This is a genomic window from Spirosoma pomorum, from assembly GCF_054776615.1.
The window spans coordinates 17631-36989 of sequence record NZ_BAAHBP010000032.1; the positions used below are offsets into that span (position 1 = coordinate 17631).

The 19359-nt window shown below is 53.2% G+C and carries 12 protein-coding genes; 5 read left to right on the forward strand and 7 right to left on the reverse strand.

Annotated elements, in window-relative coordinates; all coding sequences use genetic code 11:
* Positions 1-15 precede the first annotated feature (15 nt).
* Positions 16-2391, forward strand: a complete 2376-nt coding sequence (locus ACYVAD_RS19955) for a gliding motility-associated C-terminal domain-containing protein (protein ID WP_461141294.1) — start codon at positions 16-18, stop codon at positions 2389-2391.
* 87 nt (positions 2392-2478) lie between these two features.
* Positions 2479-4386, forward strand: coding sequence for a YgiQ family radical SAM protein (locus tag ACYVAD_RS19960; RefSeq protein WP_461141295.1), 1908 nt, complete (start codon positions 2479-2481; stop codon positions 4384-4386).
* Between the two features lie 90 nt (positions 4387-4476).
* Here the strand turns inward: ACYVAD_RS19960 and ACYVAD_RS19965 are convergent, their stop codons facing one another.
* Positions 4477-5901, reverse strand: coding sequence for a SusD/RagB family nutrient-binding outer membrane lipoprotein (locus ACYVAD_RS19965; protein WP_461141296.1), 1425 nt, complete (start codon positions 5899-5901; stop codon positions 4477-4479).
* 24 nt (positions 5902-5925) lie between these two features.
* Positions 5926-9048: a SusC/RagA family TonB-linked outer membrane protein gene (locus ACYVAD_RS19970; RefSeq protein WP_461141297.1), complete on the reverse strand. Its 3123-nt coding sequence runs from the start codon at positions 9046-9048 to the stop codon at positions 5926-5928.
* Between the two features lie 228 nt (positions 9049-9276).
* On the opposite strand from ACYVAD_RS19970, the gene bla reads away from it, so the two are divergent.
* Positions 9277-10320, forward strand: coding sequence for a class A beta-lactamase (gene bla / locus ACYVAD_RS19975; RefSeq protein ID WP_461141298.1), 1044 nt, complete (start codon positions 9277-9279; stop codon positions 10318-10320).
* Between the two features lie 70 nt (positions 10321-10390).
* On the opposite strand, the gene ACYVAD_RS19980 is transcribed toward bla, so the two are convergent.
* A complete protein-coding gene (locus ACYVAD_RS19980; protein ID WP_461141299.1) occupies positions 10391-11119 on the reverse strand; it encodes a 3-keto-disaccharide hydrolase in 729 nt (242 codons plus the stop codon).
* Between the two features lie 160 nt (positions 11120-11279).
* Between ACYVAD_RS19980 and ACYVAD_RS19985 the strand changes: the two genes are divergently transcribed.
* Entirely contained in the window at positions 11280-12797 is a 1518-nt protein-coding gene (locus tag ACYVAD_RS19985) for a M28 family peptidase (RefSeq protein ID WP_461141300.1), read from the forward strand.
* Between the two features lie 17 nt (positions 12798-12814).
* Complete coding sequence (locus ACYVAD_RS19990) at positions 12815-14011, forward strand: serine hydrolase domain-containing protein (RefSeq protein ID WP_461141301.1); 1197 nt, start codon at positions 12815-12817, stop codon at positions 14009-14011.
* A gap of 178 nt (positions 14012-14189) precedes the next feature.
* Here the strand turns inward: ACYVAD_RS19990 and ACYVAD_RS19995 are convergent, their stop codons facing one another.
* The 4 genes from ACYVAD_RS19995 to ACYVAD_RS20010 all read right to left on the reverse strand — a co-directional run bounded on the left by ACYVAD_RS19995 (position 14190) and on the right by ACYVAD_RS20010 (position 19115).
* Positions 14190-15113: an aspartate carbamoyltransferase catalytic subunit gene (locus ACYVAD_RS19995; RefSeq protein ID WP_461141302.1), complete on the reverse strand. Its 924-nt coding sequence runs from the start codon at positions 15111-15113 to the stop codon at positions 14190-14192.
* Between the two features lie 155 nt (positions 15114-15268).
* On the reverse strand, positions 15269-16195 hold the full coding sequence (locus tag ACYVAD_RS20000; protein ID WP_461141303.1) for a M20/M25/M40 family metallo-hydrolase: 927 nt from the start codon (positions 16193-16195) through the stop codon (positions 15269-15271).
* Between the two features lie 109 nt (positions 16196-16304).
* Positions 16305-17183 (reverse strand): SDR family oxidoreductase, encoded by an 879-nt coding sequence (locus ACYVAD_RS20005; RefSeq protein ID WP_461141304.1) that lies wholly within the window; start codon positions 17181-17183, stop codon positions 16305-16307.
* A gap of 231 nt (positions 17184-17414) precedes the next feature.
* The gene (locus ACYVAD_RS20010; protein ID WP_461141305.1) at positions 17415-19115 is read right to left on the reverse strand and encodes a M14 family metallopeptidase; all 1701 of its coding nucleotides are present in this window, start codon (positions 19113-19115) and stop codon (positions 17415-17417) included.
* Between the last annotated feature and the right edge of the window lie 244 nt (positions 19116-19359).

The window sequence follows — 19359 nt, forward strand, 5'->3', positions numbered from 1 at the left end:
AAACAGAACGTGCCTATGCGGCTTTTTACGGTTCAGTTGCTATGTGTCGTATTGTTATTGAGTAAGGCTGCCTGGGCTACGCACCAGGTCGGTGGCCAGTTGGAAATGCGAGCCATAAACGGGGCTACGGGCCGTTACCGGTTTATCGTAACGAACTACCTCGAAAGTGGGGTACGGGCCGATCAGCAGGGAGGAGGACCGGTGGGTATTTTTCGGAAGCGGGATAACGCTCAGATGACCAGCTTCCGGGTATCGGAAACGGGTAGCCGACAATCGGTCATCTTCGCCAACGCCGTTTGTGCCGCGCAGGGAAACCTTAATTTTATTGTGGCTACGTTCGAGGCCGAGGTGCAGCTCAACCCAGCCGCGTACAATGATCCGATGGGCTATTACGTATCCTATCAGACCGGCAACAGAAATGGCGGGCTGATCAATATCAATAATCCACTCCGAACGGGTTTTACGTTTTATCTCGAGTTCCCGGCATTATATCAGAACGGGACCGTCATCACTGATTCGTCTCCCCGTTTTGGTACGATCAATGGCGAATACCTTTGCCTGGGCGAAGCGTTTACATTTCCGTTTGGCGGTACTGACCCCGACGGAGACGAGCTGCGCTACTCCATGGTGACGCCCCTTGACCGACGTAATACCAATCAGAACGCAGCTTCGTCTGGACCGTATCCCGAAGTTTCCTGGGTGTCGAATTACGGGAGTACGGCTGCCATGTCGGGTTATCCAAATCTGACGGTGAACGCGCAGACGGGCCAGTTATCTGTAACGCCGGATAAGCTGGGTCTATTCGTATTCGGGGTTAAAATCGAAGAGTATCGAAACGGGGTGAAGATTGGCGAAGTTCGGCGAGATTTTCAGTTTCTGGTGGTCGAATGCCCCCCCACGATTCCACCCGCTCCCGTCATTCAACTCCGCGACCAGCCCGTAACGATGGTTAGTAAAACGCTGTGCCTGGGTGAGTCAACCTTACTGCAAGCAACGCAGGATACGGGCTGGAATTACCAATGGCAGCGTGACGGAATCAACGTCGTGAATGCCACTGGGGCTACGCTAGTGGTGCGGGATGCCGGGGAGTATACGGTAGCTGCTTCGCTGAAAGCGGCTTGTAGCAAAACCGGTAAATCGCAGGGGATTACGGTTCGGGTGGCCGGGGCGCCCATGTCGCTGAAAGCTACTGGGCACTTGTGCGCCACGACGGGGGCCATGTCGCTTAAAGTAGCGGGTGGAACCGGCGGAATAGGGCTTACGTACCAATGGTTCCGGAACAATCAGTCGCTGACCAGTAACGCATCACTGGACTCGATTCTGACGATACAGGACGGTAATTACTACGCCATCGTTACCGACCCCGCCGTCAATTGCACGTTACGTACGGATACCGCTCGGCTAACCCGGTCGGCAGCGGTGGTGGCGTCCCTGTCGTTGGCGACGGGGCAGAACCGAATTTGCCCGCAGGAAACATTAACCCTGCAAAGTACTGGGGGCGTTACGTACGTCTGGCGGCAGGATGGACAAGTTCAACAGACGATAACAGGGAATCAGTTTCAGGCTACCGCAGCGGGAAGTTATGCCGTGACAGCCGTGGATGTGTTCGGCTGCGAAGGAACGTCGGCCCCGCTGACACTGACAATGGTACCGGCCATCCGGGTGCTGCTTGATTCTATTCCGCCCATGTGCGGGGTCAACACGCCGATTTATACCTTGGTTGGTAGCCCGACGGGGGGAGAATTTGCCGGGACGGGCGTATCGGGGACAACGTTTGACCCAAAGCAGGCTGGTATCGGTAATCATCCGCTGACGTATGCCGTGAAAGCAGCCCCCGAATGCAAAGCGCAGGTAACAACTCGAATTGCTGTTGTCGCTCCCATTCCGACGATTCAGTTCGACGAATCGACTATGACTGTTTATAGTGGAAAGACGTTTACGCTGGCTCCCGGACTGACGGGGAATCCGACGGTTTTTACCTGGACGCCGGCTACGTACTTGTCCGCCCCGAATGTAGCCGATCCCGTCGTGACGGACATTCAGAACGGGATTACGTACAAATTAGCCATTGCGAATGACGCGGGCTGCAAGGCCAGCGATACGGTGCGAATTGTCGTGGTCGATCGTATCTGGTTACCCGGTGCCTTTTCGCCCAATGGAGACGGTAAAAATGATGTTTGGGAATTAACCGGAATCGAAGCCTTCCCGGACGCAATCGTTACTATCTATAACCGCTGGGGCGAAGTCATTTATCAATCCGCTAAAGGATATTCACAACCATTCGACGGGAAATACAACGGAACGGTGCTGCCGGAAGGGGTATATGCCTACCAGGTGCGGACGGTGCCCGATAGACCACCGGTTAGCGGAAAATTGGTACTGGTGCGGTAATCGGCGCGAGATAAGTGATAATTCGTTACCCATCATTGAATTATTTCCCCGATTCACTGTTTTTCTGGTAGTAATTCTCACGAACACATGATTGAAAGACCCCTGACAGACTGGTTGCCGCTCACGATGAAAGAAGTCGAAAAGAGAGGCTGGGATGAGGTGGATATTGTGCTGGTGTCGGGCGACGCGTATGTCGATCACCCCGCCTTTGGGACTGCGGTAATTGGTCGGATTATGGAAAGCGAAGGCTTCCGTGTCGCCATTATTGCTCAGCCCAACTGGAAGGACGATCTACGCGACTTCAAAAAATTCGGGAGACCCAAGTACTTTTTTGGCGTAACGGCGGGTTGTATGGACTCGATGGTCAACCACTACACGGCCAACAAGCGACTGCGCTCCAATGACTCGTATACGCCCGGTGGCGAAGCGGGCTTCCGACCCGATTACGCGACCATCGTGTATACGAAAATTCTGAAATCGCTTTATCCGGACGTGCCGGTTCTGCTTGGCGGCATCGAAGCGTCGTTACGTCGGGTGACGCATTATGATTACTGGCAGGACCGACTGATGCCCAGCATCCTGGTCGATTCCGGTGCCGATATGCTGGTGTACGGCATGGGCGAGCAGCCCCTGCGCGAGATCCTGAAACTGGCGAAGAAAGGCGTTCCGTTCGCGTCGATGCGAAACATCAACCAGGTGTCGTTCCTACATGATACCAAAACGGGCGATTTGCGTGATTACAACGACTGGAACACCGTCGCCCTGTCCAGCCACGAAGAATGCCTGGACGACAAAATCAAATACGCGGCCAATTTCAAAGTGGTCGAAGTCGAGTCGAATAAGTGGCAGGCTAACCGGATTACGCAGAAAGTAGGGGACCAGGTCCTGGTGATCAATCCGCCGTTCAAGACGATGGAGGAAGCTGAGATCGATAAATCATTCGATCTGCCCTACACGCGGTTGCCGCACCCGAAATACAAAAAGCGGGGACCGATACCGGCTTACGACATGATCAAGTTCTCGGTCAATATGCACCGGGGCTGTTTCGGCGGCTGTAGTTTCTGTACGATCTCAGCGCACCAGGGCAAGTTCATCGCGTCCCGGAGTGAGGAGTCGATCCTGAAAGAAGTCGACGAGATTACCAAACACCCCGAGTTCAAAGGCTACCTGTCTGATCTGGGTGGACCGTCGGCCAACATGTACAAGATGAAGGGAAAAGACGAGTCGATCTGTGCTCGCTGTCAAAGCCCAAGCTGTATTCACCCGGTGATCTGCTCGAACCTCGATACGTCTCACAAGCCGTTGACGAAGCTGTATCAGAAAGTAGATGCCAACCCAGACATTAAGAAAGCGTTCGTGGGTTCGGGGGTGCGGTACGATTTGTTGGTTGATGATTTCAATAAAAACAACGAAGACGGCAACCACGACGAGTATATGGAGCAACTCGTGACGCGCCACGTATCGGGTCGCCTGAAGGTAGCGCCGGAACATACCGCCGACGATACGTTGCGGGTGATGCGGAAACCGTCGTTCAAATACTTCAAGCTGTTCAAGAAAAAGTACGATCAGATTCAGGCGAAACACGACCTGAAACAGCCGCTGATTCCGTACTTCATTTCGTCGCATCCCGGTTGCGAGGAGCAGGACATGGCTAACCTGGCGGCTGAAACCAAGGATATGGGTTTCCAGCTCGAACAGGTCCAGGATTTCACGCCGACGCCGATGACCGTAGCCGAGGTGATCTATTACTCCGGTGTTCATCCCTACACGCTGAAGCCGGTGAAAACGGCTAAAACGCGCGACGAGAAGCAGGCGCAGAACCGCTACTTCTTCTGGTACAAGCCCGAATACAAAGACTGGATTCGGAACCGGCTCAACAAACTCAAACGTCCCGATCTGGCCGATAAGCTGCTGGGTGGCCCCAAAAAGGAAAATGGTGGTAAGCCCGGCAAGTCGAAGTACACCAATTACAAAGCGCCGGACTGGAAGAAATAATAAAGAATTGACCTTCTTCTTTTTTTGTTTTCAAAACAAGAACGGGCATCTCCTCAGAGATGCCCGTTCTTGTTTCAGGCCTGAGAAGGCTTACGGTTTATCCCACCAGAGTGGGGTAGATAATGCTACTTCTGCCGGGACATTATTGCCATTCTTCGAGATTTCGCCACTGGGGTAAGCGACCCGGCGAATGAACGTGGTCAGGGCTACGTTCAGGGGGAGTGTAAACCCCTTGTATTTGTAGTCGTACCGACGCGCGTCATTCCAGGCCTCTGGATTCAGATACGTAACGACGTATTTCTCCTTAAAGATCAGATCCAGCGTGAGAGCGGAGGCTCCAACTGCCACCGCCGGATTGGCCAGATACGCATCACGGGCCGTAGTAGCAACGCCCAGCTTGTCCATATTGGCCCGAATACCGGCCAGGTAAGCGGTATACGCACGCGACGCATCGTTCGACCGCAGAGCGGCTTCTGCTTCCACAAACTTCATCTCGGCGTACGTAACGACCAACAGGGGAGAGGTGTCACCCGTCAGGGGGGAGTTCAACGAAATATACACCTCGTCTTTGGTCGTATTGTTTCCCCCGACGTTACCTTGTCCGTTTCGGGTTCCAACGTAGGTGCCATTCACCGTTTTGTCCGTAATCTTTTCAATCCGGGGGTCCGTAACGCCATACGTAGTGCCATTTAACTGGTTGACAAACTGCGACGACAGCCAGCCGTCGAGCACCAGCGCTGCGTTATTCCGGGCAACCTGCGCCCAGGGATTCCGGAGCAGAAACGACGACATCTGAGCATCGTCCGCGTTGGCGGTGTATGATTTGGAAACGGCCTCCAGGACAGCTGTGGGGTTATACGAACTCTTTTTCGAGACTTTGTTCAGCATCCGGGCCTTCAGCGCGTTCGCCGTTTTGATCCAGGCGGTCGTACTTCCTTTGTGAATCAGGTCATTAGCCGCCTGAAGTTTCAGTTTAGAATCGGTTTTCGCCAGTTCCGTCAATCCTTCGTTGAGCAGATTGAGCGCCGTTGTGTACAGCGTTTCCTCGGAATCATAGGTCGGCGTGAGCGTAGATACGTTGAAAGCGTTGGAGAACGGGGCTGCGCCAAAGGTGTTGGCCAGCAGATTGAGATGATAGGCAATCAGAACATCGGCCACGCCTACGTATTCGGAGGCTCCCTGCGTTTGTGCCAGCCGTTTCATGTCGTTCAGATCGGCCAGCGCGAAGTAAATATAATCCCAGGTGCTTGTGTAATCGGTTATTGCGTACGTATCGGTTAGACCACCCGCGCTTGGACTGGCCAGATACTGCACAAAATAAGAGGTAATACTACCGACCCGCTGAGCACTGTACGCGGTTTTCTGAGTGGTCGTGCTAAGCAGCGAACTCAGGGGTGGGTTGGCAATCTGATTGGGGTTGGTGTTCAGATCGAAGTAGTCGTCCTTACAGCTGCTTGTTCCGCCAAGCAGCAACGCCGTTAGCGCCAGTAAGGTATATCGTTTATGGAAGTTCATAAGTCTGCCAGGAAATAGAGTGGGTTAGAAACCAAGATTCAGCGTGAACAGAAAGCTACGCACGGCTGGGTACGTAAAACCGGTGAACCCGTCAACGTTGCTGCCGCTGTCGGTAGAGCTGGTTTCGGGGTCGTACCCGGTGTACTTCGTCCAGAGAGCCAGGTTGTTACCCGTTACGCTAACCGACGCGTTTTTGATGACGGACGAATTTTGGAACAAAGATACTGGCAGCGAATACGTTAAACCCGCCGAACGGAGCCGGGCCCAGGATGCATCTTCAACAAAGTTTTCGGAGACACCCCGGTGAATGTTCCGGTAGTAGCCAATGCCGTAATCAACCTTATCCGGACCTACGCCCTGACCCAGCCAGACCGGTTTGGTATTGGGCGTACCATTGGCCAAGACGCCGTCAAAAACTTTGGTATCGTTCCGATCTTCGGTGTATTTGGCAATGCCAAAGGCGGAGAACCAGTTGCCTAACTGATTGTACCGATACTGGCCAACCCGGGCGTCGAATAGCACATTCAACGTGAAATTACCGTAGCGCAGGGTATTGTTAAAGCCACCGATCCACTTGGGTTGTGAGTTGCCCAGGATTTTCTGCGTCGTGTTGATCACCGGGAAACCATTGGCGCCAACTACGATCGGTCGATCGCGGTCCAGTACGGGTGAGACGTTAGCGTCGGCCGCGGTTTCGTAGTAGCGCTGGTAGCTGCGACCGTACAGGTTACCGTAGGCGTAACCCGGCACCAACCGCATTGTAACGGTTGAATTGGCGTAACCCGACTGCGACGCGTAGTTGATTTCGGTCAATCCTTCGCGAATGCTCAGAATCTTGTTGCGATTCGCCGAGAAATTGATGTTCATATCCCAGCTGAATTTGTTCGTCCGAACCGGGGTGGCCCGTAGAATCAGCTCGATGCCCCGGTTCCGCATTGACCCCGAGTTGATGGCCGCCCGTCGATAGCCCGTGGCCGACGATACATCGACCAGGATAATCTGATCGCTGCTGAGCGAGTTGTAATACGTCAAATCCAAGCCTAGTCGATTGTTGAGAAAGCCCATTTCAACCCCGGCCTCGAACGTATCAGTAAACTCGGGCCGTAGAACGGGATCACCCAATAGCTCACTTTGGGTAAAGCCGGTCAAGCCAGAGGGTAATTGTACATAGGGGGAATAGCCCGTGATGGTTGAATAAGGGGACGCATCCTTACCAATCTTGGCGTACGAGGCCCGCAGTTTGCCCAGACTGATCGTTTCGGGTAATTTGAACTGCTGCGAGAAGATGTACGACAGGCTGGCTGAGGGGTAGAAGAACGAATTGTTTGGCGCGCGCAGTGACGACGTAATATCGTTTCTGCCTGTCAGCGTCAGGAAGAGATAATCTTTATAGTCTAGCGTCAATTCGCCGAAAATACCCATCAGGTGATAATCCTCGCCACCCTGCACGGGCGTGATCGTTTTCGCGTTGCGCAGGTCATAATAATTATACACCGTCAGTTCGTTGCCTTCGGCCCCGAAACTCCGAATGCGCCGGTCGTACAGGTCGTGCCCCAACCGAAACGTAGTGTTCAGGTTCTGACCGATTTTGGTGTTGGCGCTGGCGGTGAAGGTCGACGTAATCGCCCGGAAATTGGAGTTGTACTGGTAGATAAAACCCAGCCCATTGTCTTCAAAAAGGCGTTCCCCCGTTATCCCCGTTGGGCCGGGTGCTGTACGAATCCGGCCATCGCTGTACGTGTCCAGACCCGCCCGGTAATTCAGCGACAGCCATTTGAGCGGGGTGTAGGAAAAATTCAGGCCACCAATTAGCCGGTTGACATTATCGCGCAGCTTGTTGGTGTAGGCCCCGTAGATGGGGTTGCCGTTACCGTAGGTATTCTGCGTGCCGTCCGCTTTCAAAAAGTCCCGAACATCATAGCGGGGCGACCAATAGCTCAGACTCTCGTTGAACCGATCGGCATTGTAGCGGTCGCCACCCGAGTTGATGTAGTTCAGGGTCGAGTTAACCGAAAACTTGGGGCTGATTTTTACGTTCGTGTTTAGTCGTACTGATAACTTATTGAAGTTGGTGAAAGGAATGACACCCTCGTGGCGCAGGTGCCCAATTGAGGTCAGGAACGTAATTTTGTCCGTACCACCCGAGAATGACAGGTTGTTCTGGTACTGTCGTCCCGTTTTGTAAGCATCCCTGAAATGGTTGTAAAGCTTCTGAGGATGCGTGGGATCGATCTTGATGGCTTCCTCAACCGTGGGTCCCCAGGAGGGGAAAAAATCCTGCGGGTTATAAACGCCCCCGAAGCCAATCGTGTACTTGTCCTGCACCTCGGGCAACTTGTTAACGTTTTCGATACCAAATGTACTGCTGACGTTCGCCCGGATCGCGCCGGACTTGCCCGATTTGGTCGTGATGACCACAACGCCGTTGGCACCACGCAACCCATAAAGTGCGGTAGCCGCTCCGCCTTTCAGGATATTAATCGTTTCGATATCATCAGGATTAATGTCGGCAGCCCGGTTGGATGCACCCCGGAGGGCCGCTCCTGACCCAATGGTTGACGTGCTATTATCGAGGAAAATGCCGTCGACAACGAACAGGGGCTGATTGTCGCGGCTTACGTCGAGCGAGTTGATTCCCCGAATCAGGATGCGCGCGCCCTGACCCGGTGCTCCCCCGGTACCGGTAATCGTTACGCCCGCAACTTTACCCTGTAGAGCGTTGACCAGGTTCGTCTGACGGTTCTGTGTGATCTGAGCGGCATCAACGCTTTGCGTAGCGTAGCCCAGATCTTTTTTCTGACGGCCGATCCCCAATGCCGTTACGACAACTTCGTTGAGTTGTTTGTTATCCTGCTTGAGAACGACGTTGATGCTGTTACGATTGCCAACGGTAATGTCCTGCGATTCGTAACCAATAGAACTGAATACCAATACCGCGTCAGCTGAGCCTATCCGTAGGCGATACTGCCCATCGGAATCGGTTTGTGTACCCGTAGTGGTTCCTTTTACCGATACGTTGACGCCCGGCAGGGGCGAGGCATCGCCGTCGGCCGTAACTCGACCACTTACTTCTACCTGCTGCGCTGTCGCCAGCGACGAGCAGAGAAATAAAGTCAGTCCTAACCAGATTCGTAGCAAATCTCTCATAGATAAAAGGGGCTGATTAGATAGAAATTAAAAAGAAATTAGTCTGGCAAAGTTAGAATTTGCGAAAAGTTTTGCAAGTTTTACGCTTAGGCGAAGAATATTTTGCCTTGTTGCTTCTGCATGCCTACCGGACGATACTGGCCTTCTGTCCGCAGTTTATTCGATAGAGTAAGCTGATTTATAGTCAGTAAGCAATGGAAAGCTAGTTGTTACTATCTCCGTCAATCAATGAAAAAAAGAGTATACGTTAATGGATTGTCCGGCTGGCTGCTGTCGGGCCTGTTGCTGGTGAGCGCACCCGACTGGGCGCAGTCGGCTAAATCAACTGGTGCTGTCAGCGACGTTGTCACGCAGCGGATGGAACATGAGCTGGAGCGTATCGCCCGGCTGGGTGGCGGACAGGTTGGCGTGCAGGCGGTTCACCTGGAGTCGGGGCGGCAAATCAGTCTAAATCCACAGGCGAAGTTTCCGATGGCCAGCACGATAAAGATTGCGATCGCCGTACAGTTGTTGACGAAGATCGAGCAGGGAGAGCTAGCGCTGGCCACGATGGTAGACGTAAAGCCAACGGATCTGCACCCGGGGAGTGGTACGTTGACGTCGCTGTTTATCTATCCGGGCGTTCAACTGTCCGTGCAGAACCTGTTGGAGCTGATGATTGTCATCAGTGATAATTCAGCGACGGATATTCTGCTCAGGCTGGCCGGGGGACCGGAAGCGGTGAGGAATCGGCTAAAAACGCTGAATGTACAGGGCATGTCAGTCGACCGGAGCATCATCCAGCTTCTGGCCGATTTACAGGGCGTTACACTGCCGCCGGAGGAGCAATGGACGGCTGGTTTTTACGATAAGTTAAGCGAAAGCCGTACGCCCGAGATGCGAAAAAAAGCGGTGGATACCTTTGCCGCCGATCCCCGTGATACGTCCACTCCCGCGGCCATGGTTGACTTGCTGACTAAAATTTACCAGGGCAAAGCGCTCAAGCCCGAAAGTCGGCAGGTGCTATTGGATGTAATGGGGCGCTGCCAGACGGGGAACGCGCGTATCAAAGGCTTTCTCCCGCCGAATACGGATGTAGCGCACAAGACCGGTTCGCTGGGTGCTACGGCCACGGACGATGTGGGGTATATCACCCTGCCCGACAACGCCGGACACGTAGCGATCGCTGTTTTCGTCGGGCCATCGACTCAGCAAACTGCTGAACGCGACCAGACGATCGCACATCTTTCCCGAGCTGTGTACGATTACTTTTTGTTCCAGTCTCTGAAGTAAAAAGTCACCCAAGACAAAGGCCTCATCAAGACGAGATGAGGCCTTTGCTTAGTTGTGCTGGTATGCTGTTTTACGTGGTTTTCAGCTTAATGTTCCGAAACCAGACACCGGTGTTCCAGTCTTGCAGGCCGATTTTGCCGCTGAATTTTCCTTTGGTGAACGGAACGTCTTTCTGGCGTCTGGCTTCCGTCCGCTGTTTCCAGTCGGCGCTGGTCAGGTTATGCTCCTGCACGGTATAGCCGTTCAATACAACCCGGAAAATGTTGTTTTTCATGGTGACGTGGAGCTGGTTCCAGCTACCCAGCGGTTTGGTTTCCTGAATACGGACGTCGGCAATGCCGAACAGATCGCCTGAGTAGTGCGGGTGCGGAACGGTTTTGCCGTACAGAACATCGTCGCCCACCTGAACTTCCAGGGACGAATCAAACACTTTCTTGTATTTGGGCTCCTCCTGCACGAAGAAAAAGAAACCACTGTTTGTGTATTTCTTGAGCTTGAATTCTGCCTTGAACTCAAAATCGCCGGACACCGAAGCGTCCGTTACCAGATCGCCAGCGTCGCGGGGCGTATCGCTCACTTCCGTGGGAACGTCCAGATGCATGGTTCCTTGTTCGACTTTCCAGGATGCGGGCGTTCCCTTGCCGTTGTATTTGTGCCAGCCGTTCAGATTCTGGCCGTTGAATAATAGTTTCCAGCCTTCCTTTTTTTCCTGAGCAGAAAGGGTGTTCAGCGGTTGCGCGTAGACACCAATGCAGACGGAGAAAAATAGAGCGCTGAGGGCGAGTAAGTTGCGGGTCATAGTTAGAAAATAGCCGGAGCGAACGGATACGTAAATGAAATAAGTTATCGTCTAGGGAATAAAGAGAAAGCAAGGTACTCTTTACTAGCCAAATATCGCATTTCGTTCATGTTTCATCTTTAGCTTTGTCAACTCCCAACTATCTGATGATTAAAAAGCCATGCTAACTACTACACGTCTTTATACGTGGGCCGGACGGCTCCGAACGTTTGGTCTGATTTCTCTGAGTTTATTGGCCGGACAAACCGGTTTTTCCCAGTCAAAACCCACCAAAAATCAAGCCGTAAATGCGCTAGCGTCGATCAAGGAAAGCGACGTAAAACGGGACTTGTTTGCCCTGGCAGGTGACCATTTCCGGGGCCGCGAAGCCGGTTCGCTCGACGAACTGAAAGCGTCGGTCTGGATCGCCGAGCAGTTGCGGGCAATGGGTCTTGAACCGGCGGGCGACGATGGCACGTATTTTCAGCTCTTTCACATCCAGCGAACCCGCATCACCGAAACCAGTCGGCTGAACATTGGCTCGCATCAACTTACCCACGGTCGGAATGCGTTCATTCTGGCACCGGCGATTGCCTCGGTCGATGCCCCACTGGTGTACGTCGGTAAAGGAACGCCCGAAGAACTGGCCAAGGTCGATATTAAAGGCAAGGCTGTGGCGCTGGAGTTTTCAGGAACGCCCCCGGCCGAACTCAGCTATCGGCGTTTCCTGTTCAGCACCATGACCCGCCGGTCGGCCGAGTTGGTCAAAGCGGGCGCACTGGCGGTTATCTACATTTCGAACCCCGAAGCGCAGTCTTATTTCGAGCGTTGGACGACCAGTCTCGAACGCGGGCGTTACGATTTGCCGGGTGGACCCAATACGCGTATTTTCTCGCAGGCTCCGACCGTCTGGTTGCCGAATAGCGCGTTGTCCTGGATCAAAGAACCGGGTCAGCAGTTCACCAATGTCGTGAATGTTGAAAGTTTCAGTTACCCGTCGGTGAACATTGTGGCGAAAGTGCCTGGGACGGATCCTAAGCTGAAAAATGAATACGTCCTGTTCAGTACGCACCAGGACCACGACGGCGTACGAATGGCCGTAGCGGGTGACTCAATCTGGAACGGGGCCGACGATAACGCAACGGGCTGCGCGGCAGCGCTGGCCATTGGTCGGGCGTTTGTGCAGAAACCCGCTAAACGGTCGGCGCTGATCGTTTTTCATGGTGCCGAAGAGCGGGGATTGCTTGGTTCGCGTTACTATACCGCCAATCCGACCGTTCCCCGCGAATCGATCGTGGCGGTGCTGAACGGCGAGATGATGGGACGTAACGCGCCCGATAGTGCAGCCCTGCTGGGGTCGATACCGCCCCACCGTAACTCGACGGAGTTGGTAAACAGCGCTCTGACGGCCAATCAGTCGGTGACCAAATTTAAGCTGGATACGCTCTGGGACCGGGCCGACCATCCCGAAGGCTGGTATTTCCGCAGTGATCACCTGCCTTATGCCCGATTGAACATTCCGGCAATTTGCTTTACGTCGTTATTGCACCCTGACTACCATACCCCCAAAGACGAACCCGAGCGGATCGACGTACCCAAATTGACCAACATGACCCGCTGGATATATTTGACCGGCTGGGATGTAGCAAACCGACCTGATCGGGTAAAGGTAGACCCTGGGTTTAAGCTGGAACGATGATGGTAAAGAGCGCAAGAATGAGAGAGCGAAAAAGCGAGTTGAAGAAGTACCGTACTGGTTGGATCGCTGGCTATGTGGTGCTTACGGTAATAGGGCTGGCGTCCTGTCACCGGCCAGTTACTACGTCGGCTACGTATTTTCCGCCGAAAGGTGACGACTGGGCGCACGTTGCACCGGCCAACGTGGGTATGGACGCGGGACTGCTCAACCAGGCGGTGACCTTTGCAAAAACGCAGGAAACCAAACAGATGGCTCCTGACTTTTCGACGCAAGAAGAAATATTTGGCAAACTGCTGGGTCCCATGCCTACCAGTCGGGCGGCCACCAACGGAATTATCCTGCGGCACGGGTACATCGTTGCTGAATGGGGTGATACGAAGGCTGTTGATCCTACGTACAGCGTGGCTAAAAGCGTGCTGTCGACTGTGCTGGGTATCACCATCGACCGGGGTATGATTCCTGCTATTCACGATCCGGTAGCCAGGCTAGTTCAGGATGGCGGTTACGACTCAGAGCAGAATAGAGCGATTACCTGGGAACACCACGCCCGTCAGACCAGTGAGTGGGAGGGAAGCCTATGGGGGAAAAACAGTGATTTCGTTGGCAAAGAAGCGTTTGGCCGCGGTGAACGTAAACCCCGTCAGCTACAGCAGCCCGGTACGTATTACGAATACAACGACGTGCGGATCAACCGGATGGCGCTATCCTTATTACGACTCTGGAAAAAGCCGATCCCCGACGTAGTGCGCGACGAAATCATGAACCCCATCGGAGCGTCGAATACCTGGCAGTATATTCCTTATCCTAACGCCATGGTTACGATTGACGGAAAGCAAATGCCTTCGGTCAGTGGGGGGACGCGCTGGGGTGGCGGTCTCCGGATCAGCGCCCGCGACGAAGCTCGGTTCGGCTACCTGTTTCTGAAAGAGGGACGCTGGAAAGATAAGCAGATCGTGTCGTCGAACTGGGTGAAAGAAGCTACGACACGAGGACCGGTTGGCCCGTCCTATGGTTATCTGTGGTGGCTGAACGTTCCCGATAAGGACGGCAAAAAGCCCTGGCCCGACGCCCCAACGACTAGTTATGCGGCCCTCGGTGCCGGTCAGAACACGATCTGGGTCGATCCCGAACACGACATCGTGATCGTGTGGCGGTGGCACGATGGTAACCCAAACGAACTGATCAAGCGGGTGCTGGCGGCCGTCAAGCCCTGATCAAACGTGACCGATAGTCGTTTTTCTGGCATCCCGACAGAAGGACTGGGCCGCCGTTGCGGGGATCTTCGGTAGGCGGAAAAAACAATTTGCTACCGGAGATCCCTCGTACCTCGGGATGCCAGAGAAAACGCCCCGAGTGTTATGTAAATCAAGTTGTAGTGACCTCAGTAGTTGACTACAACTGTGCCAGCAGATACAGCACCGCCATCCGAACCGCAACACCGTTTTCAACCTGATCAAGAATGATGCTGTGGGGTGAGTCGGCGGCATCGGACGTAAGTTCAACACCCCGGTTGATAGGGCCGGGGTGCATCAGCACGATGGGCCGGTCCAGTTCGTCCAGCATCTGCTTCGAGATACCGTAATACAGCGAGTACTCCCGCAGCGAGGGAAAATATTTGATTTGCTGCCGCTCCAATTGAATACGCAGTACGTTCGCAACGTCGCACCATTCCAGCGCGGCCCGGACGTCGTGGCCGACCCGGACGCCCAACGCTTCCATGTGTTTCGGAATAAGGGTTTTGGGGCCGCACACCATTACTTCAGCGCCCTGTTTCTGCAAACAGAAAATGTTGGACAGGGCTACCCGCGAGTGGGTAATGTCGCCGATGATGGCAATACGTTTGCCAGCCAGATCGCCGAGTTTTTCGCGGATGGAAAAGGAATCAAGCAGCGCCTGAGTAGGGTGCTCATGCGTACCGTCGCCCGCGTTGACAACGTTGGCCTTGATGTGTTTGGTGAGGTAATGTGGAGCGCCGGGACTGCTGTGCCGCATCACGACCATATCCACCTTCATTGCCAGGATATTATTGACCGTATCCAGCAATGTTTCCCCCTTCTTGACCGAACTTCCCGACGCCGAAAAATTCACAACATCGGCCGAAAGGCGTTTCTCGGCCAGCTCGAACGACAGCCGGGTGCGGGTAGAATTTTCGAAAAAAACGTTGGCGATGGTTACGTCACGTAACGAGGGAACCTTCTTGATAGGCCGGTTAATGACTTCCTTAAACTGACTGGCCGTATCCAGAATCAATTGAATGTCAGACTCGGTTAGGTCTTTGATGCCCACCAGGTGGCGGACGCTAAGTGATTGGGCCATGGCAGCAGTAGCAGGATAAACTGGACAAAGATAGTGCACCGGGCGTTACCGGGACAGGTTTTGGTAATTTGTTCCAATACGCTCCGGCGAACAACTGACGCAGTAAACGTCCCAATTGGGTTAATTTCTGACACAGGATGACACGACTGTCAAGCTTATTTTACCGCCGTAAAAGGCAGTTTTGGACGGGCCAAGCTGTTGTTAATGACGGTGATGGCTAACTTCAGAATGGCTGTTTCGGATTGAGCGTCGATCTTGTCCGGATCGTCAGTGGGCTTGTGGTAATCGGGGTGGCCGCCGGTATGAAAAAATAATACCGGAATCTGTTTAGCGTAGAAAGCGGCATTGTCTGAACCGCCGTTGCCGGGGCCATCCGTGAAAAACTTAATCGAGCTTGTTACGTTCTTGAAGATAGTTGGCCAGTCACTGCTAGTACCGTAGCCGCCAATGCCAACGCCCCGATCCGGGTTGTATCGGCCAATCATATCGAAACAGATCATGTAATCCATTGATGACAGCGGCAGCGTAGGATTATTCAGAAAATAGCGGGAGCCCTGTAAGCCGAGTTCCTCGGCACCAAACCCCATAAACAAAAAATTATACGGCTCCTTCACGTCGTTGTTGGCGTAGTATTGCGCCAGTTCCAGCATACCGGCCACGCCCGACGCATTATCATCAGCTCCGTTGTGCAGTTTGCCCTGTGGCAGTGAATCCAGCGAGCTTCCTTGTAAACCCATGCCGAGGTGATCATAGTGCGCGCCGATGACGATGGTGTTGGCAGCCCCGTTGTCTAGAAAGCCGATTACGTTCACCGTTTTGCGCAGGCTATCCGGCACCACGACCCGACGCACTTTCGCTATGAACTCCTGGAAATAGCCATCCGTGCCGCGTGGCGCCAGGCCGTATTTTTTAAACTGTTTAGCGATGTAGCGAGCAGCTTTGGTGTTTTCCTTTCTGCCAGTTCCCCGGCCTTTCATCTTGTCAGAAGCCAGGTAATTAATGTGTTTCCTAATTCGGGCGGCAGTGGGTTCCTGAGCGAAGAGAGTCGTGGTAATCAGGCAAAGTACTAAAAGGATACGCATAAAAACGAGGGACAGCAAATAGGCTGGGAACGTGCAAAAGTAAAGGAGCTGGCTATAAAACCAACTCCTTTGGGTGACTAAGAACGTAAGCGAAATCAGTGAGCAAAGCTTAGCCGATCGGGCGCCCGCCCGTTGCGCCATAGATCATGCCCGTAATGTAACTGGCTTCCTGTGAGGCTAATAGTACATAAATGGGCGCCAGTTCGACGGGTTGGGCTGCCCGGCCCAGTAGCGAGTCTTCACCAAACGTTTTTACTTTATCCTCTGGCATCGTCGCCGGAATAAGCGGAGTCCAGACAGGACCGGGTGCTACGGCGTTAACGCGAATACCATGTTCGATGGCTTCTTTGGCCAACGCTTTGGAGAAGTTAACAATAGCGGCCTTCGTACCAGCATAAGCCAGCAGCGAAGGTTCTGGCATGTACGCCTGAATGGAGGCCGTATTGATGATAGATCCACCGGGTTTCATAACCGGAACCGCTGCTTTGCAGAGATAAAACATCGCGAAGACGTTGGTCCGGTACGTTTTCTCGAATTCGTCCGAAGGCAGGTCGAGGAATGAATCGTGGTTCATCTGGAAGGCGGCATTGTTGACCAGAATATCCAATTGGCCAAACTCATCGACCGCCTGCTGAACCAGCTCTTTGCAATGAGCTTCGTCCTGAATGTCGCCCATAACGGCCACCGCTTTCTGACCGGCAGCTTCTACCTGACGTACCGTTTCGTTAGCATCTTCCTGCTCGCTCAGGTATGAAATCAGGACATCGGCCCCTTCTTTGGCAAAAGCAATGGCAACGGCCCGTCCAATACCACTGTCGCCACCCGTAATGAGTGCTTTACGACCGGCTAACCGACCGCTGCCTTTGTAGGATGTTTCGCCGTGATCGGCTTTGGGAGTCATTTTGGCGTCGGAACCGGGATGGTCCTGATCGCCCTGTGGATAGGGAGGAGCTGGGTACTGATGTCGTGGGTCTTGCAGTTGAGTCATAACAAATTGAGTTAATACTATACTTACCAACCCAGAATTGTAGACTGTTGTTAGTATTTTGCTTGGTATTGAGAGACCGGAAACAACGGGAATGGGTCCGCGATACGTCTCATAAGGAGGCATGACGGGCGGGGGCGTTTAACGCTAACTAGCGCTTACATTGATTGTTAACGAATGCTTCTGCCGGGCTCTTCGGCAGCTCAATCCTTCGTGCGGAATGCCAGAAACTGTCTACCGCAGCCGGTACACCGGATACCGGTTGTGCGTCTTCTCGTAATAAGGCGAGTTCTGGTAAACGAACTCCAACTGGGCCGACGCGCTCTCGGCGAAGGTTTTGTCAGCCGCTTTTCGCTCGGCTAATTTCTGCTGTACGTCCGGGTGTTTTTTGAGGTAGTCGGCGGCTACGTCCTCGAATACGTAAGCCGAATAGTGTTCTTTCTGCCCCAGAATACTGTCGAAAAAGTTCCAGGCAAAAAACGAGTCAGTACCCTGCGGCTCCAGCGTCTCGACGATGTAGCGATTGCTCGTCTGGTTCGGGTAAACCAGGTAATCCCCCTTGTACAGTTGAATCGGCTGTGGTTCGGTGCGAAGGGTTACGTCGGTATGAACGTAATGCCCTTCGAAGGGCCGGGTGCCGGTTTTCAGATCGCCGATGTAATACGTATCCAGCGTAATCAGCGTATCCTTCGGCAGCGTTTGCATTACCACGCCATTCCGTTTTAAGCGATCCACAATTGCCGTCCATCCCTGGGAAATGACGTATGCTTTTGGTTTCTCAGCCGTTACGTTCGGGACGAAAGTGTTTCTATAAGCAATCGGTTTAGTGAATGGCGCCGAACGGTCGTACGAAAGCCGTTTCAGACCCGATACGTCGCTGGGTTTGTACACGGCTTTATAGCCAAGAAAGGGAATACTATCCACTTTAGAACGGTCAGCTTTGTAGCTCAGGGCAAAGGTCGTTTGCTGGCTGACGGCTTTATCGGCTTGTTGCTTGTTGGCAATCAGTTTGGCCGCGTCGCGCTGGATCAGTCGCAGCGCTTCTTCCATGAACGCGTAGGTGCCTTTCACCCGCGACGGGTAATCTTTCAGCATGTGCAGTTCGACCACGAAACCCATACAGTTGAACTGTGCCGCGTAGCCAGAACTATAGCGGGGTGAATCATTAAACCCTTCAATGCCACTCTCAGGCGTATCCGAAAAGTTGTTGACGTACGGTACCGGCTGAAAACCACGCGTTGTGAGGGCTTTGTCTAGTTCGGGTTGAAAGGTCTGCGTCATGTAGCCCGATACCTGCGGATGCAGCTTATCTTTCTGCGTCGCGAAATACGTCAGGATGTGCTGGTAATCAGCACCGTTACTGGTGTGGTTATCGATCAGAACGTGCGGTTTGTACGTCTGGAACATACGTTGCCATGACCGGGCATTCTCCGTATCTGTCTTGATGAAATCCCGGTTCAGGTCGTAGTTACGGGAGTTGCCCCGAAAGCCATATTCAATGGGGCCATTCTGATTAACCCGTGACAACCCCCGGTTCAGGCAGCCGTCGACGTTGTAGACGGGAACAATGGCCAGCAGGACGTTTTTAGGCAGCTTATTCGTTTTCAGCAGTTCCCGCGCCCATAGCATGCTAGCGTCAATGCCTTCAGGCTCGCCGGGGTGAATACCGTTGTTGATCAATAGGGTTACCTTCTGAGCGCTGGGTGTAAAATTCTTGTCGGCCGATAGCAGAAACAGGTGTAGTGGTTTACCGATGTCTGTCTTGCCAACCTCAACCAATTTCGCCTGCTCATACTGCCTGTCCAACTGGGTGTACCAATCAATAATTTCAGTATAGGTAGCCGTTTCCTGACCGTTGGTCCGCTCGTAGTGGCTTATCTGCGCGAATAGTAGCGTTGGGAAAAAGAAAAAGAGGAGGGTAGCAAATCGGGTCATGACGGTAGTTGGATGCGGGATATGAACACGGGGCAGCGCAAAAAAACAAAAAGAAATTCCATTCGTAGAAAGCTGACGAGGATATTGTCAATAATCTACAAGGTCGATCTGTTGCGAGACAATCAATTGAATAATGCTATTGTTCGTATGTATTTTTTGTAGATGCGTTCGTACAGTAACTGGTTCTGGAACACCTTTACCCGCAATCCCTATGACATCCTGCTCATCGACGCACTTTTTCTGG

What these genes read in the sequence shown, in the direction of transcription:
- ACYVAD_RS19955 (WP_461141294.1), top strand. Translation starts at nt 16, where the DNA reads ATGCGGCTTTTTACGGTTCAGTTGCTATGTGTCGTATTGTTATTGAGT.
- ACYVAD_RS19960 (WP_461141295.1), top strand. Translation starts at nt 2,479, where the DNA reads ATGATTGAAAGACCCCTGACAGACTGGTTGCCGCTCACGATGAAAGAA.
- ACYVAD_RS19965 (WP_461141296.1), bottom strand. Translation starts at nt 5,901, where the DNA reads ATGAACTTCCATAAACGATATACCTTACTGGCGCTAACGGCGTTGCTG.
- ACYVAD_RS19970 (WP_461141297.1), bottom strand. Translation starts at nt 9,048, where the DNA reads ATGAGAGATTTGCTACGAATCTGGTTAGGACTGACTTTATTTCTCTGC.
- bla (WP_461141298.1), top strand. Translation starts at nt 9,277, where the DNA reads ATGAAAAAAAGAGTATACGTTAATGGATTGTCCGGCTGGCTGCTGTCG.
- ACYVAD_RS19980 (WP_461141299.1), bottom strand. Translation starts at nt 11,119, where the DNA reads ATGACCCGCAACTTACTCGCCCTCAGCGCTCTATTTTTCTCCGTCTGC.
- ACYVAD_RS19985 (WP_461141300.1), top strand. Translation starts at nt 11,280, where the DNA reads ATGCTAACTACTACACGTCTTTATACGTGGGCCGGACGGCTCCGAACG.
- ACYVAD_RS19990 (WP_461141301.1), top strand. Translation starts at nt 12,815, where the DNA reads ATGAGAGAGCGAAAAAGCGAGTTGAAGAAGTACCGTACTGGTTGGATC.
- ACYVAD_RS19995 (WP_461141302.1), bottom strand. Translation starts at nt 15,113, where the DNA reads ATGGCCCAATCACTTAGCGTCCGCCACCTGGTGGGCATCAAAGACCTA.
- ACYVAD_RS20000 (WP_461141303.1), bottom strand. Translation starts at nt 16,195, where the DNA reads ATGCGTATCCTTTTAGTACTTTGCCTGATTACCACGACTCTCTTCGCT.
- ACYVAD_RS20005 (WP_461141304.1), bottom strand. Translation starts at nt 17,183, where the DNA reads ATGACTCAACTGCAAGACCCACGACATCAGTACCCAGCTCCTCCCTAT.
- ACYVAD_RS20010 (WP_461141305.1), bottom strand. Translation starts at nt 19,115, where the DNA reads ATGACCCGATTTGCTACCCTCCTCTTTTTCTTTTTCCCAACGCTACTA.